The sequence below is a fragment of the Actinotalea sp. Marseille-Q4924 genome (assembly GCF_916618755.1).
Lineage (GTDB): Bacteria > Actinomycetota > Actinomycetes > Actinomycetales > Cellulomonadaceae > Actinotalea.
Genome location: NZ_CAKAKB010000003.1, coordinates 217,627 through 243,962, shown reverse-complemented (window position 1 = coordinate 243,962; position 26,336 = coordinate 217,627). Strand labels below are relative to the sequence as shown.

Genomic DNA, 26,336 nt, shown 5'->3' with positions numbered 1-26,336 from the left:
GCACACCGCGGAATTCCCCATGACGCCGCACGGTTGTGCAGCCAGGAGCATCCGGCAGGCACGCCGGCACGAAGCAGCCGGCACACCGTGCGTCCCGCCACCACCCGCCCCACGAGGCCCAGCGAGACGAGGACAACCATGGCCCGCATCTACGACGACGTCACCACGCTCATCGGCAACACCCCCCTGGTCCGGCTCAACCGCGTGACCGAGGGCGCCGGTGCCACCGTGCTGGCGAAGCTCGAGTTCTACAACCCCGCCAGCTCGGTCAAGGACCGGATCGGCGTGGCGATCGTCGACGCCGCGGAGGCGTCCGGCGAGCTCCCGCCCGGCGGCACGATCGTCGAGGCCACCAGCGGCAACACCGGGATCGCGCTGGCGATGGTCGGCGCGGCGCGGGGCTACCAGGTCGTCCTGGCGATGCCGGAGACGGCGTCGAAGGAGCGCCGCGTCCTCCTGCGGGCCTTCGGCGCCGAGCTCGTCCTCACCCCGGGCGCGGAGGGCATGAAGGGCGCCGTCGCCCGCGCCGAGCAGATCGCCTCCGAGCGGCCGGGCTCCGTCCTCGCGCGTCAGTTCGCCAACGAGGCCAACCCGGAGATCCACCGCCGCACCACGGCCGAGGAGATCTGGGCGGACACGGACGGCCAGGTCGACATCTTCGTCGCCGGCATCGGCACGGGAGGCACGATCACCGGGGTCGGCCAGGTGCTCAAGGACCGCAAGCCCGACGTCAAGGTCGTGGCCGTGGAGCCGGCGGAGTCGCCGATCCTCAACGGCGGCCAGCCGGGCCCGCACAAGATCCAGGGCATCGGCGCGAACTTCGTCCCCGAGATCCTCGACACGACGGTGTACGACGAGGTGTTCGACGTCGACGCCGAGACCTCCGTCCGCGTGGCACGCGAGACGGCCCAGCAGGAGGGCATCCTCGTCGGCCTGTCGTCCGGCGCCGCGATCCACGCGGCGGTCGAGATCGCCAAGCGCCCGGAGAACGAGGGCAAGACGATCGTCGTCATCGTGCCCAGCTTCGGCGAGCGGTACCTCTCCTCGATCCTCTACTCCGACCTCGTGGACTGATCGCATGCGCCCTGTCTGGCTCTTCCTCCAGGACCTCGTCGAGGACCTGGACGCGGCACGTCACGGAGACCCGGCGGCGCGGTCGCGGCTCGAGGTGGCCCTGGGCTACCCCGGGGTTCACGCCGTCTGGGTGTACCGGCTGGCGCACCGCATGTGGCAGCGCCCCGGGCTGCGCATCCCGGCCCGTCTGCTGTCGCAGGCGGCCCGGGCGGCGACCGGCGTCGAGATCCACCCGGGTGCCCACCTGGGCCGACGGCTGTTCATCGACCACGGCATGGGTGTCGTGATCGGCGAGACGGCGGTCGTCGGCGACGACGTCGTGCTGTTCCACGGGTCCACGCTCGGGGGCAAGAGCATGCGACGGGGCAAGCGCCACCCGACGCTCGGCGACCGCGTGGTCGTCGGCGCGGGGGCGAAGATCCTCGGCCCGGTCTGGATCGGCGACGGGGCGCAGATCGGCGCCAACGCGGTGGTCGTCAAGGACGTCCCCGCCGAGGCCACCGCCGTGGGCGTGCCCGCGGTGATCCGGACGCGACCGGCGGCGGCCCCGGCGGCCGAGCTCGTGGAGGACCCGGCGATCTACATCTGACTGAGGCGGACGGCGGCCGTCCCACCCGAAGGGCCCGTGCGTGAGCACGGGCCCTTCGGCGTCGGTAGGCGCGACGGGCGTCTCGCCATCTGAGCCGATCTGTCTCGCTGGTTTACACGGTCCCGGCCGTGCGCCTACTGTCACGACGTCGGCCGAGCGGCCGACTCGCGTCGTCTCGGACTCGGGACGCCGGCACGGGAGGGAGGTCAGCGCCATGATCGGTCACCACGACTCGATGGCGCTGCCGATGGCCCGAATGTGTGGCTGCATGCCACGCGCTGGCGCCTGACGAGCCGACCCGCCCCCTCGAGGGCAGCACCCCGCGGCACGTCCCGGTCCAACGGCGGACCTAGGTAGCCAGCGCAGACACCCCAGCCCCGTCCTGCACCCCCGTGCGCGACGTCCTGGCCTGCGCGCGCGCGGCTCCGGACGAGCACGGGTCCGCCGACCCCCCGAGGACCTGCCATGGCCATCACCACCCCTGCCCCCGTGCGCTCGCACCCAGCCCACCCCGTCAGCATCCGCGGCGTCGGCCGCACGTTCGCCCCTCGCGACCGCAGCGGCAGCCCGACCACGGTCCTCGCCGACGTCGACCTGGAGATCGGCGCCGGGGAGATCGTCGCGCTCATCGGAGCCTCGGGGTGCGGCAAGTCGACCCTGCTGCGCCAGGTGAGCGGGCTCGACGCCCCGACGGCGGGACAGATCCTCATCGACGGCGCCCCGGTCGACGGCGTGGACACCCGCTGTGCCGTCGCCTTCCAGGAACCGCGGCTGCTCCCGTGGCGCACGCTGGCCCAGAACGTGGCCGTCGGCCTCCCGCGCGGGACGGACCGGGCGGTCGGCAAGCAGCGCGTCCACGAGCTCCTCGGCCTCGTCGGCCTCGGCGAGTGCACCCACTACCGGCCGCGTCAGATCAGCGGCGGCATGGCGCAGCGGGCCTCGTTGGCGCGGGCGCTGGCGCGGAACCCCGGGGTCCTGGTCCTCGACGAGCCGTTCGGCGCGCTCGACGCCCTCACGCGCCTGCGGATGCAGGACCTCCTCCTCGACGTGCACGCGGTCGAGCGCGCCACCGTCCTGCTCGTCACCCACGACGTCGACGAGGCGCTCTACCTCGCCGACCGGGTCGTCCTGCTCGGCCGGCCGCAGGGCGCGCCGAGGGGTACGCCCAGCACGGTTCGCTCCGTCGTCGACGTGCCGGGCTCGCGGCCCCGCGACCGCGGCGACGCGGAGCTCGCGCACCTGCGCGCCGAGCTGCTCCAGGGCCTCGGCGTCGACCCGCACCACCACGCGGCGCGCTGAGCCGGACCCTCCCCAGATCCCCCCACCCCTGACCGGCCGGCACCTGCCGGCACCGCCGGCACCCGCCGGCCCCCACCCGAGAGGTACTCATGAAGATCCGATCAGCACTGTCCGTCACCGCCGCGTCCGTGGCCGCGGCCCTGATGCTCAGCGGCTGCGTCGCGGGTGAGGGCTCGGCCACCCAGGCGGACGCCCCTGCTCCCGGCGCCACGAGCGAGGACGGCTGGAGCAGCGACACGCTCACCGTCGACTTCGCCACCTACAACCCGCTCAGCCTCATCATCAAGGAGCAGGGCTGGCTCGAGGAGACGCTCGGCGACGACGTCACCGTGGAGTGGGTGCAGTCCGCCGGTTCCAACAAGGCCAACGAGGCGCTGCGTGCCGGCGTCGTCGACGTGGGCTCCACCGCCGGGTCCGCGGCGCTCCTCGCCCGGGCGAACGGGTCGCCGATCAAGACGATCTCCCTCTACACGCAGCCCGAGTGGTCGGCGATCGTCGTGCCGGCCGACTCCCCCGTCCAGTCCGTCGAGGACCTGGCCGGCACGTCCATCGCAGCGACGAAGGGCACGGACCCGTACTTCTTCCTGCTGCAGACGCTCGAGGAGCACGGCCTGACCCTGGCGGACGTCGAGGTGCAGAACCTCCAGCACGCCGACGGGCGCACCGCTCTGGAGAACGGGTCCGTGCAGGCGTGGTCGGGCCTGGACCCGATCATGGCCGACTCGGAGGTGAATGCCGGGTCCAGGCTGATCTACCGGAACATCGACTTCAACACCTACGGCTTCCTCAACGCGACCGAGACGTTCCTCGAGCAGTCCCCGGACCTCGCCCAGGTCGTCGTCGACGCCTACGAGAAGGCGCGGGCGTGGGCGCTGGAGAACCCGGAGGAGACGGCGCAGATCCTCGCCGACGTCGCGGGCATCGACCTCGCCATCGCCGAGAAGGTCATCCTCGAGCGCACCGTCATCGACCTCGACCCCGTGCCGGGCGAGGAGCAGCGCGCCGTGCTCGAGGTCGTCGGCCCGATCTTCGTCGAGTCCGGCGACGTGTCCAACCAGGAGCAGATCGACGAGGCGCTCGACAGCCTCTTCGAGGACTCGTTCGTGACGCAGGCCGACCCGGCCTCCATCACGGACTGACCAACCGGTGCCGGCCCTCGTCGGGGGGCGGGGGCCGGCACCCTCTCACCGCGCACCAGCCCCGCAGCAGCACCCCCGCAGGCCAGGAAGGGACGACCACCATGGACACGATCCTCGGAAGCACCGGGACGGGCCCCATCGTCGACCGGCAGGGACGACCGCTGCGCGGGCTGAACCCGGTCGACACGGGCCGCCCCGCGCCGTCGTCGGAGGGGGCCGGCGGCCGCCCCGACGACTCCGGGCCCGGCCCGCAGCCGCGGAGCGGCCGGCCGCGGCCTGAGCCCCTGTCCCGGCGCGGCGTGCGCATCGCGGTGTCCGCCGTGGTCCCGCTCGTCCTGCTCGTCGTCTGGCACCTCGTCACCTCGGTCACGGGCCAGTTCGCGTCCTACGAGCTCCCGTCGCCCACGTCCGTGTGGAGCGCCGCCGTCGAGCTCGCGACCTGGGACCGCGGGCCGTCGCTCTGGACGCACGTCGCCATCTCCGTCCAGCGCGTGCTCCTCGGCTTCGCGCTCGGGGCCGGCCTGGGCCTGGCCGTCGGTGCGGTCGTCGGGCTGTCACGGTGGGCCGACGCCCTGTTCAGCAGCACCATCGGTGCCGTCCGCGCCGTGCCGTCCCTCGGCTGGGTGCCGCTCATGGTGCTGTGGGTGGGGATCAACGAGGACTCGAAGGTCATCCTCGTGGCGATCGGCGCGTTCTTCCCCGTCTACACCACCGTCGCCTCGGCCCTGCGGCACGTCGACCGCCACCTGGTCGAGGCCGGACGGGCGTACGGCCTCAGGGGCCCCTCGCTCCTGCTGCGCGTGCAGCTGCCTGCCGCGACCCCGTCGGTGGTCTCGGGTCTGCGTCTCGGCCTGGCCCAGGCGTGGCTCTTCCTCGTCGCCGCGGAGCTCATCGCCTCGTCGATGGGCCTGGGCTTCCTGCTCAACGACTCCGCGAACAACGGTCGCGTGGACCGGATCTTCCTGGCCCTCGTCGTCCTGGCGGTGCTGGGCAAGACGACGGACGCCCTCATCGGCGTCGTCGAGAAGCGCCTGCTGCGCCGGTTCTGAGGCGGCGCACCCCTTCCGGCCCGCACGCCCGCCACCACGACCGACCCGAGGACGGCATGAGCACCGCGACCATCAGCAACCTCCTCGTCGAGGACCGGACCTTCCCGGCGCCCGACGGCGGCTGGAACGTCGGCCCGGACGAGCACGCTCGCCTCACCGCGGCGGCCGAGCGGGACCACGTCGCGTTCTGGGCGGACGCCGCACGGCGGCTCGACTGGGCGGAGCCCTGGGACACCGCACACACGTGGTCACCCGCCGTGCCGCACACCGACGACCCGGAGCAGCTCACCGTCCCGCGGGCCGAGTGGTTCGCCGGCGGCCGGCTCAACGTCGCGGTGAACTGCGTCGACCGGCACGTCGCCGCGGGTCGCGGGGACAAGGTGGCCCTGTACGTCGAGGGCGAGCCCGGCGACCGGCGGGTCCTCACCTACGCCGACCTGCAGCGCGAGGTCGCCCGAGCCGCCAACGCGCTGACGGCGCTCGGGGTCGGCCAGGGCGACCGGGTGGTCGTCTACCTGCCCGTGCTCGCCGAGACGGTCGTGGTCACGCTCGCCGTCGCGCGCATCGGGGCGATCCACTCCCTCGTCTTCGGCGGGTTCTCCGCGGACGCGCTCCGGTTCCGGCTCGAGGACCTCCGGGCCAAGGTCCTCGTGACCTCCGACGGCCAGTACCGCCGCGGGAAGGCCGTCCCCACCAAGGCCACGGCGGACGAGGCCGCGGCGGGGCTGGACCACCTCGAGCACGTGCTCGTCGTCCGGCGCACCGGCGAGGCCACGCCCGACGTCCCGTGGACGCCCGGCCGGGACCTGTGGTGGCACGACGTCGTCGACACCGCGGACGACCACCACGAGGCCGAGGCGTTCGACGCCGAGACCCCGCTGTTCGTCATCTACACGTCGGGCACCACCGGCAGGCCGAAGGGCCTCGTGCACACCGCGGGCGGCTACCTCACGCAGGCGTCCTGGACGCACTGGGCGCTCTTCGACGCCAAGGACGACGACGTCCACTGGTGCACCGCGGACCTCGCCTGGGTCACGGCCCACACGTACGAGATCTACGGCCCGCTGAGCAACGGGCTCACGCAGGTCATCTACGAGGGGACGCCGAACAGCCCGCACACGGCGCGGCACCTGGAGATCATCGAGCGCTACGGGGTCACCGTGTACTACACGGCTCCGACCCTCATCCGGACGCTCATGACGTGGTTCCCGGACGGCGTGCCGGACTCCTACGACCTGTCGAGCCTGCGCCTGCTGGGCACCGTCGGGGAGTCCATCAACCCGGAGGCGTGGGTGTGGTTCCGCGAGCAGCTGGGCCGCGGCGAGCTGCCGATCGTCGACACCTGGTGGCAGTCCGAGACCGGCGCCACCATGATCGCGCCGCTGCCGGGTGTCACGACGCTCAAGCCGGGCTCCGCGACCCGGCCGCTGCCGGGGATCTCCGCGAAGGTCGTGGACGAGGACGGCATCGAGGTCCCGCACGGCGCGGGCGGCTTCCTCGTCGTGGACCGCACCTGGCCGGGCATGGCCCGGACGGTCTGGGGAGACCCGGAGCGCTACCGCGACGCGTACTGGTCCCGCTTCGCCCGGCACGGCTACTACCTCGCCGGCGACGGCGCCCGCTACGACGCGGACGGCGACATCTGGCTCCTCGGGCGCGTCGACGACGTCATCAACGTCTCCGGCCACCGGCTGTCGACGATCGAGATCGAGTCCGCGCTGGTCGCCCACCCCGCCGTGGGCGAGGCCGGCGTCGCGGGCGTGAGCGACCCCACGACGGGGCAGGCGATCGCCGCCTTCGTCATCCCGGCGCAGCCGCCCGCCACCGCCGACGACGCCGCGGCCTGGGTGGAGCACGCGGCCGCGCTCACGGCGACGCTCCGTGCCCACGTGGCGAAGGAGATCGGACCGATCGCCAGGCCGCGCGACGTCGTCGTCGTCCCGGACCTGCCGAAGACGCGCTCCGGCAAGATCATGCGTCGTCTGCTTGCGGACCTCGTCGCCGGGGGAAGTCTCGGCGACGTGACGTCGTTGCAGGACGAGACGTCCCTCACCCGCATCCAGGCGGTCCTGCGCGCCCGCGCTGCGGCCACGTCGAAGGAGAACCCGTGACCGAACCGACGACCGGCGACCGCCGCTGGGGCTTCCGCACCCGCGCGCTGCACGCGGGCGGGGTCCCCGACCCGACCACCGGCGCCCGCGCCGTGCCGATCTACCAGACGACGAGCTTCGTCTTCGACGACACGAACGACGCCGCGAACCTCTTCGCGCTGCAGAAGTACGGCAACATCTACAGCCGCATCGGCAACCCCACGGTCGCGGCCCTGGAGGAGCGGATCGCCTCGCTCGAGGGCGGCATCGGTGCGGTCGCGACGTCGTCGGGCATGGCGGCGGAGTTCATCACGTTCGCCGCTCTGGTCGGCGCGGGCGACCACGTGGTCGCGGCCGCGTCGCTGTACGGCGGCACGGTCACCCAGCTCGACGTGACCCTGCGGCGGTTCGGGGTGGAGACGACGTTCGTCCCCGGCACGGACCCGGCCGACTACGCCGCGGCGATCCGGCCCGAGACCAAGGTCGTCTACGCCGAGGTCATCGCGAACCCCTCCGGCGAGATCACCGACATCGCCGGCCTGGCGGAGGTCGCCCACGCCGCCGGCGTGCCCCTCGTCATCGACGCGACGCTGAGCACGCCGTACCTGTGCCGCCCGATCGAGCACGGCGCGGACATCGTCATCCACTCGGTGACGAAGTTCCTCGGCGGGCACGGCACGACGCTCGGCGGCGTCGTCGTCGAGAGCGGGCGGTTCGACTGGGGCAACGGGAACTTCCCCCAGATGACCGAGCCCGTGCCCTCCTACGGCGGCGTGAGCTGGTGGGAGAACTTCGGCGAGTACGGGTTCCTCACGAAGCTGCGCTCGGAGCAGCTCCGCGACATCGGCCCGTCGCTGGCGCCGCAGTCCGCGTTCAACCTGCTCCAGGGCGTCGAGACGCTCCCCCAGCGGATCGAGGAGCACGTCGCGCACGCGCGCGCCGTCGCGACGTGGCTCGAGGCCGACCCCCGCATCGGGTACGTCAACTGGGCCGGGCTCCCGTCGCACCCGCACCACGCGCGGGCGCAGCAGTACCTCCCCCTGGGGCCCGGGTCGGTGTTCGCCTTCGGGGTGCGCGGGACCGTCGAGGTCCCCGGCCGCGAGGCCGGGCGCCGGTTCATCGAGGCGCTCCAGCTGGCCAGCCACCTGGCGAACGTCGGGGACGCGCGCACGCTCGTCATCCACCCGGGGTCCACCACCCACCAGCAGCTCTCCGCGGAGCAGCTCGCCGCGGCGGGCGTCCCGGAGGACCTCGTCCGGATCAGCGTCGGGCTCGAGGACGTCGAGGACGTCCTGTGGGACCTCGACCAGGCCCTCACGGCCGCCGTGGGCCCGCGGGAGGCGTTCACCGCCGACGACGACGCCGCCGCCCGCACCGAGACCGTGGAGGTGTCCGCGTGACCACCGACGCCCAGGCCTGCGCCCTCCCGGCCCCCGCACCCGCGCCCGGCGCGGCCGCGCGCACGTGGGTCGGCCCCAGCGCCCCCGAGCGCCTCGCCCTCCTGCGGCGCACCCGGTCCATCGCGATCGTCGGCGCGTCGGCGAACGCCTCGCGTGCCAGCTACTTCGTCGCCACCTACCTGCTGTCCTCCTCGCCGTACGACGTGTACTTCGTCAACCCGCGGGCGACCGAGATCCTCGGCCGGCCGGTGTACCCGTCGCTCGACGCGCTCCCCGTCGTGCCGGACCTCGTGGACGTCTTCCGCCGGCACGACGACCTGCCGACGGTGCTCGACGAGACGCTGGCCGTCGGCGCGAGGACCCTGTGGCTGCAGCTGGGCTCGTGGCACGAGGAGGTCGCCCGCCGGGCGGAGGCCGCCGGCCTGGAGGTGGTCATGGACCGCTGCGTGAAGATCGAGCACGCGCGGTTCCACGGCGGCCTGCACCTGGCCGGCTTCGACACCGGGGTGATCAGCTCCCGACGCGGCCTGCGCTGAGGGGACGGCGGTCCTGAGGTCCTGGAGGTCGCCGGCAGGCACGGTCAGGTCCCGTCGGGCCACCACAGCGCGTCGCGCAGGCGGACGCGTGCGTCGTCGGCGGACAGCGGGCAGCCCTCCGAGCGCAGGACCGCCAGCGCGTCGGCGCGCTTGAACGCGGGCGGCAGGCCGGACGCGTTGACCACGCGCCACCACGGCACGCCGGAGCCGGCCCGCGAGAGCACCGCCCCCACCTGGCGCGGGCCCCCTCGCCGGAGGACGCCCCCGACCTCCTCCGCGATGGTCCCGTAGGTCATCACCCGTCCGGCGGGGATGGCCGCGACGAGGTCCAGGACGGCCTCCAGGTACTCCTCGTCCACGCCGGCCCTCAGTCGCGGTGGATGAGGATGAGGCCGCGGTCGTCGCCCTCGCCGGCACGCACCCCGGCGAGGACCGCGTCGGCACCCCCGCTGCGGGTGGAGATGAAGCGCTCCGCCGCGCCCATGAGCCGGTCGATGCCGAGCTCCACGTCGGCGCCGGGCGCCTCGATGAGGCCGTCGGTGTAGAGCATCACGGTGTCACCGTGCTGCAGGACCCCGGTGTGGACGGAGAACAACGGCGCCACGACGACGCCGAGCGCCGGGCCGCCGGTGGTGTCGAGGCGCTCGATGCGCCCCGAGCCCGCGTGCAGCTGCACCGCCGGCGGATGGCCCGCCGTCGAGACCCAGAACTGCCCCGTGTCCAGGCGCACGGCGACGTGGATCGCCGTCGCGAAGCCCTCCGGCCAGTTCTGGTCGAGCAGGTAGTTGTTGGCTGCGGGCAGGAACGCCTCGCGCGGCATCGCGCCCAGCAGCCCGCCGAACGCCCCGGACAGCAGCAACGACCGGACGCCGGCCTCCTGGCCCTTCCCGGACACGTCCACGAGGACGATCTCGAGCATCTGACCGTGCTGGGAGCGCGCCGCGACGACGAAGTCGCCCGAGAAGGCCTCGGCGTTCGCCGACCGCACGACGCTGTCCACCCGCCATCCCTGCGGCAGCGGCGGGATCCGGCCGTGCGCGACGAGACGGTCGCGCAGGTCCACGAGCATGAGGTCGCTGGCGGCGCCCTGCAGACCGAGCCGCGACCGGCTGCGGACGAAGACCATCCCCGCCACGGCGCCCAGCGTGACCACGACGAAGACACCTGGAGGCACCGTGCGCAGGCCGGTGGTCGTCATGACGACGAGGGCTCCGAGGACGGTCGCGCACAGCAGGGCCATGCCGGTGACGCGCAGCATGAAGACGCCGAGCAGCAGGATGAACAGCATCGCCGACTGCGGCATCCACTGCGGCGAGAGCACCATCCCGGCGGCAGCGAGGAGGGCGAGCAGGACGAGCCCGGACGTCCCGAAGATCTGGCGGCGCATCATGGTGTGCCGCCGCGTGAGCCGCCCCCACCGGACCTGGCGGACCGCGCCCGCGCGACGACGCGCGCGGCGCCGTCGGGTCCCGCGGTCGTCGCGGCGCCGACGGCGACCGTCGTCCGGCGGGAGGGTCGTCACGAGCGCGACTGTATCCAGCCCGTGGCCCCGGGGCAGCACCCATCCGCCGCCACGCCGGACGGCGTCGGAAAGGTCGTGCGCTCCGGCCCGGCTGCGGAGCAGCATGGGCGCCATGACCCACCTCCCCGCGGGGTACCGCGCCGTCGACCTCGACCCCTCCCGCCACGCCGACGTCGTCGGCCTCGACACCTGGGCCTTCCCCTCCAGCGTCGACGACGACGTCCTTCTCGGCCTGCCGTCGCCGCTGACGTGGGAGCGGGCACGCGGCGTCCAGACCGACGACGGCGAGCTCGTCGCGGTCCACGCGTCCTACCCCTTCTCCCGGTTCCCCGTGCCGGGCGCGCGGGTGCCCGTCGCCGGTCTCACGTGGGTCGGCGTCCACCCGGCGCACCGCCGTCGCGGTCTGCTGCGCGCGATGATCCACGACCACGTCGCCCGCAGCCTGGCTCGCGGTGAGGCCGTCTCGGCCCTCTACGCCGCCGAGCCCGCGATCTACGGACGCTTCGGCTACGGCGTCGCGGCCTACGACGTCCGGCTCACGGTGCCCCGTACGGCCGCGCTCCGACCGGTCCCCGGGGCGGACCAGGTCCGCGTGCGCCTGGAGAGGGTGGAGGAGCGGCACGACCAGATCGTCCAGGCGCTCCACGAGGCCGTGGACCGTCCCGGATGGGCGACGCGGGAGACGCCCGAGCTCCGGGCCGCGTACCTCGACGACCCGCCGGCGTTCCGCAACGGCGCCGAGGCGCTGCGGATCGCGGTCGCCGAGCGGGACGGCAGGCCGGTCGGGTACGCCTTCTTCCGGCGCAAGTCGGACTGGGGGGCCGCTGGCCCCCGCGGGACGGTCCGCGTCCGCGACCTCGTGGCCGAGGACCCCGCCGTGGCCCGCGCCCTGTGGGGCGTGCTGCTGGACCTGGACCTCATGGCCACGACGGAGGCGTGGGTGACGCAGGACGACGCCCTGCTGCACCTGCTCGTCGACCTGCGCGCGACCGAGCCCCGGCTGACGGACAACGTCTGGGTGCGGCTGCTCGACGTCCCCGCGGCCCTGGCGGCGCGGCGTTACTCGACCGACGTCGACGTCGTCCTGGAGGTCCGCGACGACCTCGTCCCGGCGAACTCCGGCCGCTGGCGGCTGGAGGGCGGCGCCGACGGCGCCGTCGTGACGCCGGTCGACCGCTCGCCCGACCTGGTGCTCGACGTGCGGGAGCTCGGCGCCGCGTACCTCGGCGGGCCGTCCCTGGCCTCGCTCGCGGCCGCGGGCCTCGTCACGGCCCAGCGGCCGGCCGCGCTCGCCCGCGCGGCGACCGCCTTCGGGTGGCCGGTGCCGCCGGGGTGCAGCTGGGTCTTCTGACGCCCGCCCGTCAGCGGGTGATGTCCTCGCCCCGCTCGTGGGCGGCGAGCAGGTCGATGCGGCGCTGGTGCCGGGCATCGCCGCTGAAGGGCTCGGCGAGGAACGCCTCGACCATCGCGACCGCCTCCTCGCGGGGGTGCTGGCGCGCCCCGATCGCGACGACGTTCGCGTCGTTGTGCGCACGACCCAGCCGCGCCGTGTCCTCGTTCCAGGCGAGCACGGCCCGGACGCCCGGGACCTTGTTCGCCGCGATCTGCTCGCCGTTGCCCGAGCCGCCCAGCACGATGCCGAGGCTGCCCGGCTCGGCGACGACGGCCCGTCCCGCGGCGATGCACATGGGCGGGTAGTCGTCCTGCGGGTCGTCCTCGAAGGCCCCGTGGTCCACGACGTCGTGGCCCTGGGCGCGCAGGTGCTCCAGGAGGGCCTGCTTGAGGTCGAACCCGGCGTGGTCGGCGGCGATGTGGATGCGCATGGCGTCATCCTGCCAGCGCGGTCCTGCCGCGGGGCGGCTCCGTGGCGGACGTGTCTGCGGCCTCACCTAGCCTGGGCCCATGACGACTCCCGCCACGCCGCGCAGCGGCATCGACGTGACTGCGCTCGACCCCGCGGTCCGCCCGCAGGACGACCTGTACCGGCACGTCAACGGTCGATGGCTCGACAGCCACGAGATCCCCGCCGACCGGGCGATGGACGGCGCCTTCCGCGCGCTGCACGACCGGGCGGAGGAGCACGTCCGGGCGATCATCGAGACGCTGGGGGCGCAGGTCGCCGACGACGGCGCCACCGCGACGCCCGAGGCGGGCCCCGCCCAGCAGGTGGGGGCGCTCTACGCGAGCTTCATGGACACCGCGCGCATCGAGGAGCTCGACCTCGACCCGATCCGCGACGAGCTCGCGGCGATCGACGCGGCGGGTGACCTGGCGGCGCTCACGCAGGTCCTCGGCGGTCTCCAGCGGACCGGCGGCGCCGGTGGCGTGGTGTTCTGGGTCGACAACGACGCGAAGGACCCGGAGCGCTACGTCGTCTACCTGCACCAGTCCGGCCTGGGGCTGCCGGACGAGTCGTACTACCGGGAGGAGGCCTACGCCGGTGTCCGTGAGCAGTACGCGCCGCACGTCGCGCGGATGCTCGGCCTCACCGGTCTGGACGACGAGGAGTCCCGGCGGCAGGCGGACCTGGTGGTCGAGCTGGAGACGCGCCTGGCCGGGCACCACTGGGACGTCGTCCGCAACCGGGACGCCGACCTCACGTACAACCCCATGACGCTCGCTGCGCTCGCCGACGCGGCACCCGGTCTCGACTGGCGCGCGTGGGTCGCGGCGGCAGGGATCGAGGAGTCCGTCATGACGGACCTCGTGGTCCGTCAGCCGGACTTCGCCGTCGGCTTCGCGCTGCTCTGGCAGGAGGCACCGCTCGAGCAGTGGCAGGCATGGCTGCGCTACCACCTGGTGTCCGCGCGGGCTCCGTACCTCAGCGAGCGCTTCGTGCAGGCGAACTTCGACTTCTACGGCCGCACGCTGACGGGCGCCGAGCAGCTCCGGGACCGGTGGAAGCGCGGCGTGTCCCTGGTCGAGGCGGCCCTGGGCGAGGCGGTGGGGCAGGTGTACGTCGAGCGGCACTTCCCCCCGAGCCACAAGGCGCGGATGGTGGAGCTCGTGGACAACCTCGTCGCCGCGTACCGGGAGTCCATCACGGCGCTGGACTGGATGGGCCCGGCCACCCGGCAACGGGCCCTCGAGAAGCTCGACGCCTTCACGCCGAAGATCGGCTACCCGGACCGGTGGAAGTCCTACGACGGCCTGGTCGTCGACCCGGCCGACCTCGTGGGCAACGTGCGGCGGTCGTCCGCGTACGAGCAGGACCGCGAGATGCGCAAGATCGGGCGTCCCGTCGACCGCGACGAGTGGTTCATGACGCCCCAGACCGTCAACGCGTACTACAACCCGGGGATGAACGAGATCGTCTTCCCCGCGGCGATCCTGCAGCCGCCGTTCTTCGACCCGGAGGCGGACGACGCCGTCAACTACGGCGGCATCGGCGCCGTGATCGGGCACGAGATCGGCCACGGGTTCGACGACCAGGGCTCGAAGTACGACGGGCTCGGGCGCCTGGAGGACTGGTGGACCGAGGCGGACCGGACGGAGTTCGAGAAGCGCACCACCGCCCTCGTCGAGCAGTACGGCCGGTTCTCCCCCGCCCAGCTGGACGACTCCCACCGGGTCAACGGGGCGCTCACCGTGGGCGAGAACATCGGTGACCTCGGCGGCCTGTCCATCGCTCTCAGGGCCTACCGCATCGCCCTCGGACGACCGCTGGCGGAGGCGCCCGTGCTGGACGGCCTGACGGGCGCCGAGCGGGTGCTGCTCGGCTGGGCGCAGGTGTGGCAGTCCAAGGGTCGCGACGAGGAGATGATCCGCCGGCTCGCGACGGACCCGCACTCGCCGAACGAGTTCCGGTGCAACGGGATCGTCCGGAACCTCGACGAGTTCCACGAGGCGTACGACGTCCAGCCGGGGGACGCCCTGTACTTGGCGCCCGAGGAGCGGGTGCGGATCTGGTGAGGAAGCGATCGACGTGAGGAGGTCGGACGAGGTCGCGAGACGTCAGAAGAACAGGTAGCCGGCTCGCGCGACCGAGAACCCGGCTCCGCTCTCGTTGTGCCGGCACAGCACGCCGTTCGTGGAGCTCGCGCAGGTCATCGCGCCCACCGTGGTCTGCTCGCCGTACTCCAGCACCGGGGTGCCCTCGGCCGGGCCCGACGGCTCGCCCTCCTGGCACGTGAACCCGGCGTTCCCCTCCGCGTCGACCGCCAGCACGTTGCCGACCTGGCCCGCGCAGCCCTCCGGCGGGGCGGGTCGCTCGTAGCTGAAGGACAGGATCGTGCACGTCGCGGACGCCTCGTCCATGGTGCAGTGGATGTTGCCGCTCGGCAGGACGAACGCTCGGACCTCGCCCACCTCCTCCGCCTCCTCCTGGGGCGACTCCTCGGGTGACGTCTCCGGCTCGGGTGCCGCCTGCGTGGGCTGGGCGACGGGCTCCGGTTCCGCGCTGTCGCGGCCGGCGAGGGTCGTCCCCAGCACGACGAGGAAGGCCAGCACCAGGATCACGTCGACGACGAGGAACGCCGTGAGACCGGGTCCGAGCCGTCGCGCGGGACGACCGGCGGGCGGCGTGGACATGAGGGCTCCCTGTGGTCCGTTCGGGTGAATGCCTCAGGCAGCATGCCACGCCCGCGCCGTGGGAGGCGATGTCGCCCGGGGGCCGGCGACCGGCGCCGCGTCGGTGGACCGCCCCTCCTCAGCGCCCGAGGAGCGCCATCGCCGCCGAGCGCCCCGGGATGCCGCTGACCCCTCCACCGCGGACGGCCCCGGCACCGCAGAGGAGCACCCGCGCGTCATCGGTCGCCACGCCCCACCGGGCGGCGGGGGTGGCATCGCCCTCGTCGCGGTCGCGCCAGGGCCACGAGAGGTCACGGTGGAAGATGTGCCCGCCGGGCAGCCCGACGTCCGTCTCCAGGTCGACCGGGCTGCGCGCCTCCAGGCAGGGCCGGCCGTCGGCGTCGAGCGCGATGCAGTCCTCGATCGGCTCGGCGAGGACGCTGTCGAGCGACCGCAGCGTGGCCGCGAGGGCCTCCGCACGCGCCCCCTCCGGGTCACCCCGGAAGAGCCGAGCCGGCATGTGCAGCCCGAACAGCGTCAGCGTGTGCCACCCGCGCTCCCGCACGTCCGGGCCGAGGATCGACGGGTCCGTCAGGGAGTGGCAGTAGATCTCGGACGGCGGCACGGCGGGCACCCGGCCCGCGGCCGCCTCCTCGTACGCCTGCTGCAGCTGGGCGTACCCCTCGTGGACGTGGAAGGTGCCGGAGAAGGCGGCCGCCGGGTCGACGGCCGGGTCGCGCAGCCGGGGCAGCCGCGTGAGGAGCATGTTGACCTTGAGCTGGGCACCCTCGGGCTCGGCTGCGGGCTCGCGACCGCGCAGCCGGTCCAGGTCCCGCGGGCTGCAGCCGGCCAGCACGTGGCCGGCCGCGACCGCGTGCTCACGGCCGTCGGCGTCGTGCCAGGCGACCTCCACGGCAGAGCCGGACGTCCCGACGGACGTCGCGCGGGCCGAGGTGAGCACCTCGACCCCGGCACGCCGGCAGGCGGTCTCGAGCTCCGCGGCCACCGCCCCCATGCCGCCCACCGGCACGTCCCAGTCCCCCGTGCCGCCACCGATGACGTGGTAGAGGAAGCACCGGTTCTGCACCAGCGAGAGGTCGTGCGCCCCGGCGAACGTCCCGATCAGCGCGTCCGTGAGGACGACTCCCCGCACCAGGTCCGACGAGAAGCTCCGCTCCACCAGCTCGCCGAGCGGTCGCTCGACGAGGTCTGTCCACCACTGCGCACCGATCTGCTCCCGGACCGCCTCGGCGGTCGGCAGCTCATCGGTCACCGTGCCGAACACGGCCCGCGCCAGCGCAGCGGTGCGGGCGCCGAAGGCCCGCCACGCCGTGGCGTCGTCGGCGGCCCCGACGGCCTCGAACGAGCGGCGCGTGGCGTCGTCGTCGGCGTTGTCGACGAGGAGGCCACGCGCCGGGTCGATCGGCAGGGGCGTGTAGGAGGAGAACCGGCGCCGGCGCAGGTCCAGTCGCAGGCCGAGCTCGTCGCGCACCGCGGCCGGCATGAGGGAGACGAGGTACGAGTAGCGGGACAGCCGCGCGTCCACGCCGGGGAAGACCCGCGCGGACCGCGTCGCGCCGCCGAGGTGGTCGCCGGCCTCCAGGAGGAGGACGGAGCGGCCCGCCTGGGCCAGGTACGCGGCGGCGGTCATCCCGTTGTGCCCGCCGCCGACGACGACGGCGTCGTAGCGGGCCCGGGACGGGCGGGTTGCTGGTGTGGAGGCGCCCTCGTCGGTCACGGGTGAACGGTAGCGGGCAGCACCACGGCCGGACGTTGGGAGAACCGTCCGGCCGTGGGTCCCGCCGCGGCGGCGGCGAGGTAAGGGCGGAGGGCGGGCGGTGCGCTCCAGGTCACGCCCGCCCCCCGCCGTTCGAGGTCCCGGCTAGCTGCGCCAGGTGTCGCTGAGCGTGAGCGTCCCGGTCGAGGGCGACGTGGCCACCCGGTTCACCCCGCTCTCCCAGACGACGGTGCCGTTGCCGTCGACCTTGACGTACTTGTACTCGACCCGGGTCCCGGCCGGGAACGCGACGCTCGCGCGCCACACCGGGTAGGCCGCCGAGGACAGCGGCACGCCGGCCGCCGCGTTCCACGAGCCGAGCGACGGGTGGTTCCCCACGACCCGGACGTTCTGCCCGTACACGGTGGTCGCGTCGACGCCGAAGGAGATCGTCGTCTGCGTCGTGGGCGTCGTCGTGCCGGCGCCCGCCTTGGCGTTGACGTGGAGCGCGAGCGGGGTGCTCGCGTTCACGGTGGCCGTGAACTGGCCCGACGCGTCGACCGTGATGCTGCGGCCGGCGCAGCCGGTGCCCGTGGGAAGGCCCTGCGCGACGTCGCAGTACGCCCCCGCGGGCAACGACGTCTGGAAGGTACGGCTCAGCGCGGCGCCCTCACGGTTGATCACGACGTAGCCCTTGGCGCCGCGGCCGAAGGCGATCTGGTTGTTCCCGTTGGTCCACCAGTTGCCGACGGCGGCGCCGGCGGTGGCGTTGCGGAAGCCGACCATGTTCTCGATCTCGCGCCAGTCGTGCTGGCACCGCCAGCCGTTGCTGTAGCACGTGGGCGCGGGGACCGTGCCCGTGCCGGCGCCGGGAGGGCCCGCGTTGTAGTCCGTGAACGAGTAGCCGGAGTGGATGCTCGGGCTGCCGTAGGGCCAGGCCAGCATGAAGACGTTGGCGAGCGTGTAGGTCGACGCGTAGGTCTGGTTCAGCGTCTCGCCGTTGCGCTCGGTGTCGTGGTTGTCGACGAACACACCCGCCCTGGCCGACGGCATGAGGCCCCAGGCCTCGCCGAAGTTGCTCAGCCAGGAGAGCTGGCCGCCGGCGAACACGCGCTTGAGCTCCCGGGCGTAGTCGAACTCGTGGACGTCGGAGATGGACGTGTAGTCCGTATCCTTGATCGGCTCGCCCGCCGCTCCGATGACCTCCTGCACCATGTACACGTTCTGGTTCGTGAGGCGGCTCTTGATGTTGGCGATGTCGGCGGCCGGGATGTGCTTGGCCGCATCGACGCGGAAGCCGGTGACGCCCAGGGAGATGAGGTCGTTCATGTACCCCGCGATGCGTCCGCGGACGTAGTCCGACTCGGTCCTGAGGTCCGCCAGGTTGACCAGGTTGCAGTTCTGCACCTCCCAGGCGTTCCCGTAGTCGGTGATGTCCCGGCGGCAGTCGTGGAAGTCCTGGCTGCCGTAGGTGCCGGGGTAGCTGTAGTGCTGGAACACCGTGCCGGCCCAGCCGGTGCCGCCCGCGGACTGGCCGGACATGTGGTTGATGACGACGTCCGCGATGACCTGGACGCCGGCGTTCTTGCAGGTCTGGACCATCGAGGCGAACTGCGCCCGCGTGCCGAACCGGCTCTCGACCTTGTAGGACACCGGCTGGTAGCTGGTCCACCACTGGGTGCCCCGGACGTGCTCCTGCGGCGGCGACGTCTGCACGTAGCCGTAGCCCGCCGGACCCAGGTTGCTCGTGCACTCCCGCGCGATCGCGGCGAACGGCCACTGGAACATCACGGCCGTGACGCCCTTGCTCGCCGCGGTGGCCGCGACCGCCGGCTCAGCCGCGAGCGGCGCCGCCGTGAGGCCCGCGGCGAGCGCGGTCGTGACCATGGCGGCGCTGAGGAGTGCTGCCGGCGAGCGGCGTGCCCGTGGCGTCCGGCGCGCCCCCGCGCGCCGGAAGGGGGACGTGTCCCTCATGTGTGTTCGGTCCATTCGGGTCGGCCGGGTCCTCGATGACCCGGTGACGGCCAGCCGCCGCATCGGTGCGACGGCCTCGGATGGAGCGCATGCAAACGGGCTGCAACAACTCCCGCAACAACCTGGAAGGGTTGCAACGGTAGGTCCCTCGGGGTGCCGGCGCAAGGGGTGGTCCGGGCCGTCCAGCGCTCCTTCGAGCGGTCCGACGACACGCGACGCCGCAGGTCAGGACGATTGCGTCCGAAACGGACGACGCCGCCGCCGGGAGCCCGGCGGCGGCGTCGTCACCCTCCGGAGAGGGTCGTCCATGCGTGTCAGTCGAGCACAGGGCCCTGAGTACGCGTGCGCTTGAGCTCGTAGAACCCGGGCACCTGCGTCATGAGGACGAGCCCGTCCCACAGGCGCAGGGCGTCCTCGCCCTTCGGTGCCGGCGTCATGACGGGACCGAAGTAGGCGACGCCGTCGATGGCCACGACCGGGGTGCCGACCTCGTCCCCCACGAGGTCGATCGCGCGCTGGTGGGAGGCCCGCAGCTCGTCGTCGTGCGCGTCGGTGTCAGCGGCCTCGAGGAGCGCGGCCGGCAGGCCGACCTCGGCCAGCGACTCCGCGAGCACCTCACGCATCTCCTCGCGCCGCCCGCCGGGGTGCAGACGCGTGCCGATCGCGTCGTACAACGGCTTGACGACCTCCTCGCCGTGCGCGAGCCGAGCGGCGGTGACGACCCGGACCGGTCCCCACGCCTCGTCCATCAGCCGACGGTAGTCCTCCGGGAGCTCCCGACCCTCGTTGAGCACCGCGAGGCTCATGACGTGCCAGTGCAGGTCGACGGGTCGGTGCTGCTCCACCTCGGTCATCCACCGCGACGTCATCCACGCCCAGGGGCACAGGGGGTCGAACCAGAAGTCCGCCCGGACCGTGGCCTCAGCATCGGGTGCCGCTGCCTGGCTAGGCACGCTCGCCGTCGTCGTCATCGTTCTCCTCGGTGTCGATGGGGCCCGTCCGCGGGCCTGGCCGTCCACCAGGAGACAACGGTCCGCGGCCGCAGGCATTCCCGGCGTGGGTCCGGCACCTGCGTGGGAGGATCACCCGGACGTCACACCCCTGACACCGAGGAGCACCCGCTGTGCCCGCTGAGAACCTGACCCGCGCCGAGGCCCGCGAGCGCGCCGCGCTCGTGGACGTGCACTCGTACGACATCGCCCTGGACCTCACCACCGGTCCGGAGACGTTCGCCTCGACGACGGTCGTCCGCTTCGCCGCCACCCCTGGCGCAGCGACGTTCCTGGACCTCATCGCCCCGACCGTGCACGAGGTCGTGCTCAACGGTCGTCCGCTCGAGGTGGCCGCCGTCGTCGCCGACTCGCGGATCACCCTGGAAGGCCTGGAGGCCGAGAACGAGGTCCGCGTCGTGGCGGACTGCGCGTACATGAACACCGGCGAGGGCCTGCACCGCTTCGTGGACCCGGTGGACCAGGAGGTGTACCTCTACTCCCAGTTCGAGGTCGCCGACTCCCGCCGCGTGTTCGCCGTCTTCGAGCAGCCGGACCTCAAGGCCACCTTCGCGTTCTCGGTGACGGCGCCGGCGCACTGGACGGTCGTCTCCGGCTCGCCCACCCCGGAGGCCGTCCTGCTGTCGGGCGGCGACGGCGGGCCGACGGCGCGCTGGGACTTCGCTCCCACGCCACGGCTCGCGAGCTACGTCACCGCGATCATCGCCGGCCCGTACCACCGCGTCGACGGCGAGCTCACGAGCTCCGACGGCCGTCAGGTGCCGCTGGGCGTCCTGTGCCGCGCCTCGCTCGCGCAGTACCTCGACGCCGAGAACATCCTCGAGATCACCCGCGCCGGGTTCGCCTTCTTCGAGGAGCGGTTCGCGCTGCCGTACCCGTTCGCCAAGTACGACCAGATCTTCGTGCCGGAGTTCAACGCCGGCGCCATGGAGAACGCCGGCGCCGTCACCTTCCTGGAGAACTACGTCTTCCGGTCCAAGGTGCCCGAGGCGACGGTCGAGCGCCGTGCGGTGACGATCCTGCACGAGCTCGCCCACATGTGGTTCGGCGACCTCGTGACCATGCGCTGGTGGGACGACCTGTGGCTCAACGAGTCGTTCGCCGAGTACGCCTCGACGCTCGCGACGGCGGAGGCCACGCCGTGGCGCCAGGCGTGGACCACCTTCGCCTCGCTGGAGAAGTCCTGGGCGTACCGCCAGGACCAGCTGCCGTCCACGCACCCGATCGTCGCGGACATCCGCGACCTGGAGGACGTCGAGGTCAACTTCGACGGGATCACGTACGCCAAGGGCGCCTCGGTGCTCAAGCAGCTCGTGGCGTGGGTCGGCGAGGAGCAGTTCTTCGCCGGCGTCCGCGCGTACTTCGAGCGCCACGCCTGGGGGAACACGGAGCTGCTGGACCTGCTCACCGAGCTCGAGAAGACGAGCGGTCGTGACCTCGGCACGTGGTCGCAGCAGTGGCTCCAGCAGGCCGGCGTCACGCTGCTCCGCCCCGAGGTCGAGACCGACGACGACGGCGTCATCACGGCCTTCGCCATCACGCAGGAGGCGCCGGCGGACCACCCCCACCTCCGCCCGCACCGGCTCGCCGTCGGCGGCTACGACCTCGTCGAGCAGCCGGACGGCAGCGTGCAGCTGGAGCGCACGGTGCGCGTCGAGCTCGACGTGGACGGCGAGCGCACGGAGGTGCCGGAGCTCGTCGGTCAGGAGCGCCCGGCCTTCGTCCTGGTGAACGACGACGACCTGGCCTACGCGAAGGTCCGCCTGGACGAGCAGTCGCTGGCCGTCGCCACGGAGCACCTGCACGCGTTCACCAGCTCGCTGCCGCGCACGCTGGTGTGGGGTGCGGCCTGGGACATGACGCGCGACGGCGAGCTGGCGGCGCGCGACTTCGTCGAGCTGGTGCTGACCAACATCGCGCACGAGACGGACTCCTCGGTCGTCCTCGTGCTGCTGCGCCAGCTCACCCTGACGCTCGACCTGTACGTCGCACCGGAGCACCGGGAGGCCACCGCCGCGGCGGCCGCGGACCGGCTGTGGGAGCTCGCCTCGGCGGCCCCGGACGGCAGCGACCTCCAGCTCCAGCTCACCAAGGCCTTCGCAGCCCGGGCGACCACCCCCGAGCAGCTGGACCGGCTCGGGGCGCTCGTGGACGGCACGACGGCGCTCGGTGGCCTGAGCATCGACACCGACCTGCGGTGGGAGCTCCTGACCTCGCTCGTCGCCGGTGGGCGTGCGGGCGAGGAGCGGATCGTGCAGCAGCTGGCGACCGACGCGACGGCCACCGGGGAGCGTGCCGCGGCCGCGGCCCGGGCCGCCCTGCCCACCCCCGAGGCCAAGGCCGCCGCGTGGGCCGCCGTCGTGGAGCGCGGGGACCTCGCCAACGCGCTGCAGACCTCGACGATCGCCGGGTTCTCCCGCGTCCACGACCGCTCGCTCCTCGAGCCGTTCGTGGAGCGGTACTTCGACGTCATCGAGGACGTCTGGACGACCCGGACGAACGAGATCGCGCAGAACGTCGTCGTCGGCCTCTACCCCTCGCTCCTGGCCGGGACGCACGTGGACGTCCTGGGCCGGACCGACGCCTGGCTCACGGAGCACGGTGACCGGCACCCCGCCCTGCGCCGGCTCGTCGTCGAGTCGCGGGACGGCGTGCGCCGCGCGCTGGCGGCGCAGGAGCGTGACCGCGAGCGCTGAGCGCCGCGGGACAGCACGGAGGAGATCGAGCGCAAGTCCCCCGGAGCAGTGGCGCCGGGGGTCTCGCGGTGTCGCACGACCTGACGGCGTGCGCGGACGGCGGTCAGCCGCGCTGCCGGGACGCCCCCGCGGGGGTGTCGATGGCGTCGTTGACGGCCACGACCAGCGACCGCAGCCGCGGGTTGTCGAAGAGGGCGTCCACCGTCACCAGTCGCTGCGCCGAGTCGGCCAGCGGGACCTTCCAGTTCGGGTACTCCGTGTCGGTGCCGGGCTGGTTCTGCGCGCGCCGCTCCCCCACCGCGTCCGCGAGCGAGAGGCCGACGAGCACGGACGGCGAGGCGAGGACGAGCCGGTGCATCGCCTCGACCAGCTCGCGCTCCGAGGGGTCGGCGCCGACCAGGCCGCGCGCGGTGAGGACGTCCACCATCTGCTGCCGCTCCTGGGCGGCGGCGCGCCGCACGACGTCGACCGGCTCCGTCAGCAGCCCCAGCCGGTCCCGCAGGTCGACGTGCTCCCCGGCCAGGTAGCCGGCGGTCGGCGGCAGGTCGTGGGTGGTGACGGTCGCGAGCGCGAGACGCCGGTACTTCTCCGGGGCCATGAGCTGGTCGCCGTCGTACTCGAACCACAGGACCGACGTGCCGAGCACGCCGCGCTCGGTGAGGTACGTGCGCACCCAGGGCTCGAAGACGCCCAGGTCCTCACCGATGACGACGGCGCCCGCCCGCTGGGCCTCGAGGCAGAGGATGCCGATGAGGGCCTCGTGGTCGTAGCGGACGTACGCGCCGTCCTGGGCACCGGCACCCGTGGGGATCCACCAGAGGCGGAACAGCCCGAGCACGTGGTCGATCCGGATGGCACCTGCGTGCCGCAGGATCGTGCGCAGCATGTCGCGGTACGGGCGGTACGCGGCCCGGGCTAGCCCGTCCGGGCGCCACGGCGGCTGCGACCAGTCCTGGCCCTGCTGGTTGTACATGTCCGGCGGTGCCCCGACGGACACGCCCTGGGCGAGCACGTCCCGCATCGCCCACGCGTCGGCGCCCTCCGGGTGCACGCCGACCGCGAGGTCGTGCATGATCCCGATCCGCATGCCGCCCTCCCGGGCGGCGCGCTGCGCGTCGGCGAGCTGCTCGTCCGCGACCCACTGCAGCCAGCGGTGGAACTCGATCCGGTCCGCGAGCCGCTCCCGCAGCCCCTTCACCAGCTCCGAGCCGCGGTCGTCGGCCCCGGCCGGCCAGGCGCGGCCCTCGTAGTGCTCGGAGATCGCGCACCAGGTGGCGAAGTCGTCCAGACCTGGACCCTCCAGCTCCTTGTACTCCTCGAAGGCCGCCTGGCGGGCGGCCGAGCGGGGCGCGGCGTGGACCACCTCGAGCGCGACCTTCTTCGCGACCCAGACGGTGTCCCGGTCGATCGGACCCTCGTCCTCGCTGAGCGGGCGGGCGACCTCGGCCTGCCACTCCACCAGGGAGCGCTCCGCGACGGGGAGGTAGGCGGTCTCGGGGATGTCCTCGACCCGCAGGTAGATCGGGTTGACGAAGCGACGGGTCACCGGCAGGTACGGCGACGGGGTCATCCGCGAGCCGGGCTCCGCGGCGTGCAACGGGTTGATGAGCAGGAAGTCCGACGCACAGCGACGACCCGCCATCCACGACATCTCGCGCAGGTCCGCGAGGTCCCCCACGCCCCAGGAGCGCTCGGAGCGCACGGAGTACAGCTGCGCCATGAAGCCCCATGCGCGGCGCTCCTCCAGCCCGTGCCCCAGCTCCAGGCGGTCCGGGACGACGACGAGCGTGGACCGGCCGGTCCCGTCGGGGGACTGCGCCACGAGCTCGTGCCAGCCGAGCGGCAGGTCGGCCGGGACCACGAAGGTCGCCCTGCCGACCTGCCGGCCGTCGACGGTCCGCGGGGCGACGTAGGCGTCGGACTGCACGAGGTCACGGCGCCCGCCGCCCCCCTCGAGCTCGACGTGCACGGCGATCGGCCGGCCGTCGGTGACGTGGGCCGGGACATCGGCGGTGCTGCCGGCGCGGACGACGACGACGGGCGGCAGCGGACGGCGCCACGGGTCGTCCTCGGCGTGCTCGAGGGCGAGGTCGACGCGCTCCGGCGTCGAGGCGTCGACACCCAGGGCCGCCAGGACGGCCACCATGGTCGACTCGGACACGAACCGGTGCTGGCCGTCGAAACCCCAGAAGTCGGGGACGACCCCGTGACGGGCCGCGAGGTCCAGGAGGGGCTGCGGCAGGGGCGAGGCGTCGTGGGTCTCGGGCACGCGTCGATCCTGCCAGAGCGCGGCGTCCCGAGCCGGTCGGCCGCCCCGCGCGCCGCCGCCCGTGTGAGGATCCCGTGACAGGTCGTCGCGATCGGCGGCCGACGGCCGACGGCGGCGCCGGCGCTCGTTAGCCTGGCGCGCATGATCGTCGCTGTTCCGTCCCCCGATCCCTCCGAGGCCGTCTCCGAGGTCGTCGACCGGACCGCCGAGAAGACCACCGAGGCCATGGACTGGCTCCTGGGCTGGCCGCTGCAGAGCCTCGTCGCCGTCGTCGTCGGGATCCTCCTGCTCGCCGCGGTCCGCTGGGCGATCGGCCGGGCGGTGCGCTCGGTCATCGACGGCGGCGCGAAGGTCCGGTCCCACACGCGCCGCCTGCTCATGAAGTCGCGCGTCCCGGTGCCCGGGGAGGACTCCGACCCGCTGGCCGTGGCCCGGCGCGTGCAGCGCGCCGAGACGATGGGCTCGGTGCTGCGGTCGGTGGCCGGCATCGTGGTGACCGTCCTCGTCGTCACCGCGCTGGCCAACATCAACGACTGGGACCTCGGCCCCGTCCTGGCCTCGGCCGGCGTCGTCGGCGTGGCCCTCGGGTTCGGCGCCCAGACCCTCGTCAAGGACTTCCTCGCCGGCATCTTCATGCTGGTCGAGGACCAGTACGGCGTCGGGGACGTCGTGGACGTCGGCGAGGCCACGGGCACGGTCGAGGCCGTGGGCCTGCGCGTGACGCAGGTCCGCGACCTCAGCGGGACGCTCTGGTACGTCCGCAACGGCGAGATCCTCCGGGTCGGGAACATGACGCAGGGCTGGTCCGTGGCCCGCGTGGAGGTGATGGTCCCGCCCGACACGGACGTCGCCCACGCGACCGACCTGGTGCTGCGCGCGGCCACGGACGTCGCCGCCGTCCACGTCGACGACGTCCTGGGCGCGCCGGAGGTCACGTCCTACGAGTCGCTCAGCGCGGAGTCCGTCATGCTCCGGATGCTCCTCAAGGTCGCCCCGGCCAAGCAGTGGGCGATCCAGCGGGACGTGCGCGCGCGCCTGCGCGAGCTCTTCGTCGCGGAGGGCGTCGGCCTGGCGATCCCGCGGCAGGTGATGGTCGAGCGCAGCACCTCGGGGTCGTCCCACCAGGGCGACCCGAAGGAGCGGTGACGGCGGTCGGCGAGGTGCTGGCCGTCGGTCCGGCGAGCGACCTAGCGGAGGCTGTCGATGTCCGCGGCGAGCGTGTCGGCCTCCGGACCGACGACGACCTGCACGATCCGCCCGGACCGCACGACACCGAACGCGCCGGAGTCCCGCAGCGCGGGCTCGTCCACCAGCGCCGGGTCCTTGAGCTCGACGCGCAGGCGGGTGATGCACGGCTCGAGGTCGACGACGTTCCCGTCGCCGCCGAGCGCCGCGAGGATCTGCTCGGCCTTCGTCATCGAGGTCTCCTCCCGTCGTGCACGCCGTGCCGGACCGGGTCCCAC

The 26,336-nt window shown here is 73.5% G+C and carries 21 protein-coding genes; 12 read left to right on the top strand and 9 right to left on the bottom strand.

Annotated elements, in window-relative coordinates; translation table 11 throughout:
• Nucleotides 1–138 precede the first annotated feature (138 nt).
• The 8 genes from cysK (at nucleotide 139) to LG379_RS07835 (ending at nucleotide 9,176) form a co-directional block, all read left to right on the top strand.
• On the top strand, nucleotides 139–1,074 hold the full coding sequence (gene cysK, locus LG379_RS07870; protein WP_225754037.1) for a cysteine synthase A: 936 nt from the start codon (nucleotides 139–141) through the stop codon (nucleotides 1,072–1,074).
• A 4-nt stretch (nucleotides 1,075–1,078) separates the two neighbouring features.
• Nucleotides 1,079–1,663 (top strand): serine O-acetyltransferase EpsC, encoded by a 585-nt coding sequence (gene epsC / locus LG379_RS07865; protein ID WP_225754036.1) that lies wholly within the window; start codon nucleotides 1,079–1,081, stop codon nucleotides 1,661–1,663.
• Between the two features lie 465 nt (nucleotides 1,664–2,128).
• The gene (locus LG379_RS07860; RefSeq protein WP_225754035.1) at nucleotides 2,129–2,962 is read left to right on the top strand and encodes an ABC transporter ATP-binding protein; all 834 of its coding nucleotides are present in this window, start codon (nucleotides 2,129–2,131) and stop codon (nucleotides 2,960–2,962) included.
• A gap of 89 nt (nucleotides 2,963–3,051) precedes the next feature.
• A complete protein-coding gene (locus LG379_RS07855) occupies nucleotides 3,052–4,101 on the top strand; it encodes an aliphatic sulfonate ABC transporter substrate-binding protein (protein ID WP_225754034.1) in 1,050 nt (349 codons plus the stop codon).
• Nucleotides 4,102–4,202: 101 nt separating this feature from the next.
• Nucleotides 4,203–5,150, top strand: coding sequence for an ABC transporter permease (locus tag LG379_RS07850; protein WP_370634470.1), 948 nt, complete (start codon nucleotides 4,203–4,205; stop codon nucleotides 5,148–5,150).
• A gap of 56 nt (nucleotides 5,151–5,206) precedes the next feature.
• Nucleotides 5,207–7,261, top strand: a complete 2,055-nt coding sequence (gene acs / locus LG379_RS07845) for an acetate--CoA ligase (protein WP_225754033.1) — start codon at nucleotides 5,207–5,209, stop codon at nucleotides 7,259–7,261.
• A complete protein-coding gene (locus tag LG379_RS07840; protein ID WP_225754032.1) occupies nucleotides 7,258–8,640 on the top strand; it encodes an O-acetylhomoserine aminocarboxypropyltransferase/cysteine synthase family protein in 1,383 nt (460 codons plus the stop codon). The genes acs and LG379_RS07840 overlap by 4 nt, the downstream gene beginning before the upstream one ends.
• Entirely contained in the window at nucleotides 8,637–9,176 is a 540-nt protein-coding gene (locus LG379_RS07835) for a CoA-binding protein (protein WP_225754031.1), read from the top strand. The genes LG379_RS07840 and LG379_RS07835 overlap by 4 nt, the downstream gene beginning before the upstream one ends.
• 44 nt (nucleotides 9,177–9,220) lie before the next feature.
• Here LG379_RS07835 and LG379_RS07830 read toward each other — a convergent pair whose 3' ends face one another.
• Both LG379_RS07830 and LG379_RS07825 read right to left on the bottom strand, forming a co-directional pair.
• Complete coding sequence (locus tag LG379_RS07830) at nucleotides 9,221–9,535, bottom strand: MGMT family protein (RefSeq protein WP_225754030.1); 315 nt, start codon at nucleotides 9,533–9,535, stop codon at nucleotides 9,221–9,223.
• Between the two features lie 8 nt (nucleotides 9,536–9,543).
• Nucleotides 9,544–10,698 (bottom strand): PP2C family protein-serine/threonine phosphatase, encoded by a 1,155-nt coding sequence (locus LG379_RS07825; RefSeq protein WP_225754029.1) that lies wholly within the window; start codon nucleotides 10,696–10,698, stop codon nucleotides 9,544–9,546.
• A 112-nt stretch (nucleotides 10,699–10,810) separates the two neighbouring features.
• Here LG379_RS07825 and LG379_RS07820 point away from each other — a divergent pair, with 112 nt between their 5' ends.
• Entirely contained in the window at nucleotides 10,811–12,049 is a 1,239-nt protein-coding gene (locus LG379_RS07820) for a GNAT family N-acetyltransferase (protein WP_225754028.1), read from the top strand.
• A gap of 10 nt (nucleotides 12,050–12,059) precedes the next feature.
• On the opposite strand, the gene LG379_RS07815 is transcribed toward LG379_RS07820, so the two are convergent.
• The gene (locus LG379_RS07815; protein WP_225754027.1) at nucleotides 12,060–12,521 is read right to left on the bottom strand and encodes a ribose-5-phosphate isomerase; all 462 of its coding nucleotides are present in this window, start codon (nucleotides 12,519–12,521) and stop codon (nucleotides 12,060–12,062) included.
• Between the two features lie 79 nt (nucleotides 12,522–12,600).
• Here LG379_RS07815 and LG379_RS07810 point away from each other — a divergent pair, with 79 nt between their 5' ends.
• Nucleotides 12,601–14,610, top strand: coding sequence for a M13 family metallopeptidase (locus LG379_RS07810; RefSeq protein WP_225754026.1), 2,010 nt, complete (start codon nucleotides 12,601–12,603; stop codon nucleotides 14,608–14,610).
• A 42-nt stretch (nucleotides 14,611–14,652) separates the two neighbouring features.
• Here the strand turns inward: LG379_RS07810 and LG379_RS07805 are convergent, their stop codons facing one another.
• The 4 genes from LG379_RS07805 to LG379_RS07790 all read right to left on the bottom strand — a co-directional run bounded on the left by LG379_RS07805 (nucleotide 14,653) and on the right by LG379_RS07790 (nucleotide 19,869).
• A complete protein-coding gene (locus tag LG379_RS07805) occupies nucleotides 14,653–15,228 on the bottom strand; it encodes a DUF6636 domain-containing protein (RefSeq protein WP_225754025.1) in 576 nt (191 codons plus the stop codon).
• Nucleotides 15,229–15,346: 118 nt separating this feature from the next.
• Entirely contained in the window at nucleotides 15,347–16,945 is a 1,599-nt protein-coding gene (locus tag LG379_RS07800; protein ID WP_225754024.1) for an NAD(P)/FAD-dependent oxidoreductase, read from the bottom strand.
• Between the two features lie 144 nt (nucleotides 16,946–17,089).
• The gene (locus tag LG379_RS07795; protein ID WP_225754023.1) at nucleotides 17,090–18,898 is read right to left on the bottom strand and encodes a carbohydrate-binding module family 20 domain-containing protein; all 1,809 of its coding nucleotides are present in this window, start codon (nucleotides 18,896–18,898) and stop codon (nucleotides 17,090–17,092) included.
• Nucleotides 18,899–19,212: 314 nt separating this feature from the next.
• Entirely contained in the window at nucleotides 19,213–19,869 is a 657-nt protein-coding gene (locus tag LG379_RS07790; protein ID WP_225754022.1) for a DsbA family protein, read from the bottom strand.
• Between the two features lie 152 nt (nucleotides 19,870–20,021).
• Between LG379_RS07790 and pepN the strand changes: the two genes are divergently transcribed.
• Nucleotides 20,022–22,604, top strand: coding sequence for an aminopeptidase N (gene pepN / locus LG379_RS07785; protein ID WP_225754021.1), 2,583 nt, complete (start codon nucleotides 20,022–20,024; stop codon nucleotides 22,602–22,604).
• Between the two features lie 103 nt (nucleotides 22,605–22,707).
• On the opposite strand, the gene malQ is transcribed toward pepN, so the two are convergent.
• Nucleotides 22,708–24,873 (bottom strand): 4-alpha-glucanotransferase, encoded by a 2,166-nt coding sequence (malQ, locus tag LG379_RS07780; protein WP_225754020.1) that lies wholly within the window; start codon nucleotides 24,871–24,873, stop codon nucleotides 22,708–22,710.
• Between the two features lie 141 nt (nucleotides 24,874–25,014).
• Here malQ and LG379_RS07775 point away from each other — a divergent pair, with 141 nt between their 5' ends.
• Nucleotides 25,015–26,019, top strand: coding sequence for a mechanosensitive ion channel family protein (locus LG379_RS07775; RefSeq protein ID WP_225754019.1), 1,005 nt, complete (start codon nucleotides 25,015–25,017; stop codon nucleotides 26,017–26,019).
• Nucleotides 26,020–26,060: 41 nt separating this feature from the next.
• Here LG379_RS07775 and LG379_RS07770 read toward each other — a convergent pair whose 3' ends face one another.
• The gene (locus LG379_RS07770; RefSeq protein ID WP_225754018.1) at nucleotides 26,061–26,291 is read right to left on the bottom strand and encodes a glucose PTS transporter subunit EIIB; all 231 of its coding nucleotides are present in this window, start codon (nucleotides 26,289–26,291) and stop codon (nucleotides 26,061–26,063) included.
• Nucleotides 26,292–26,336: the final 45 nt, after the last annotated feature.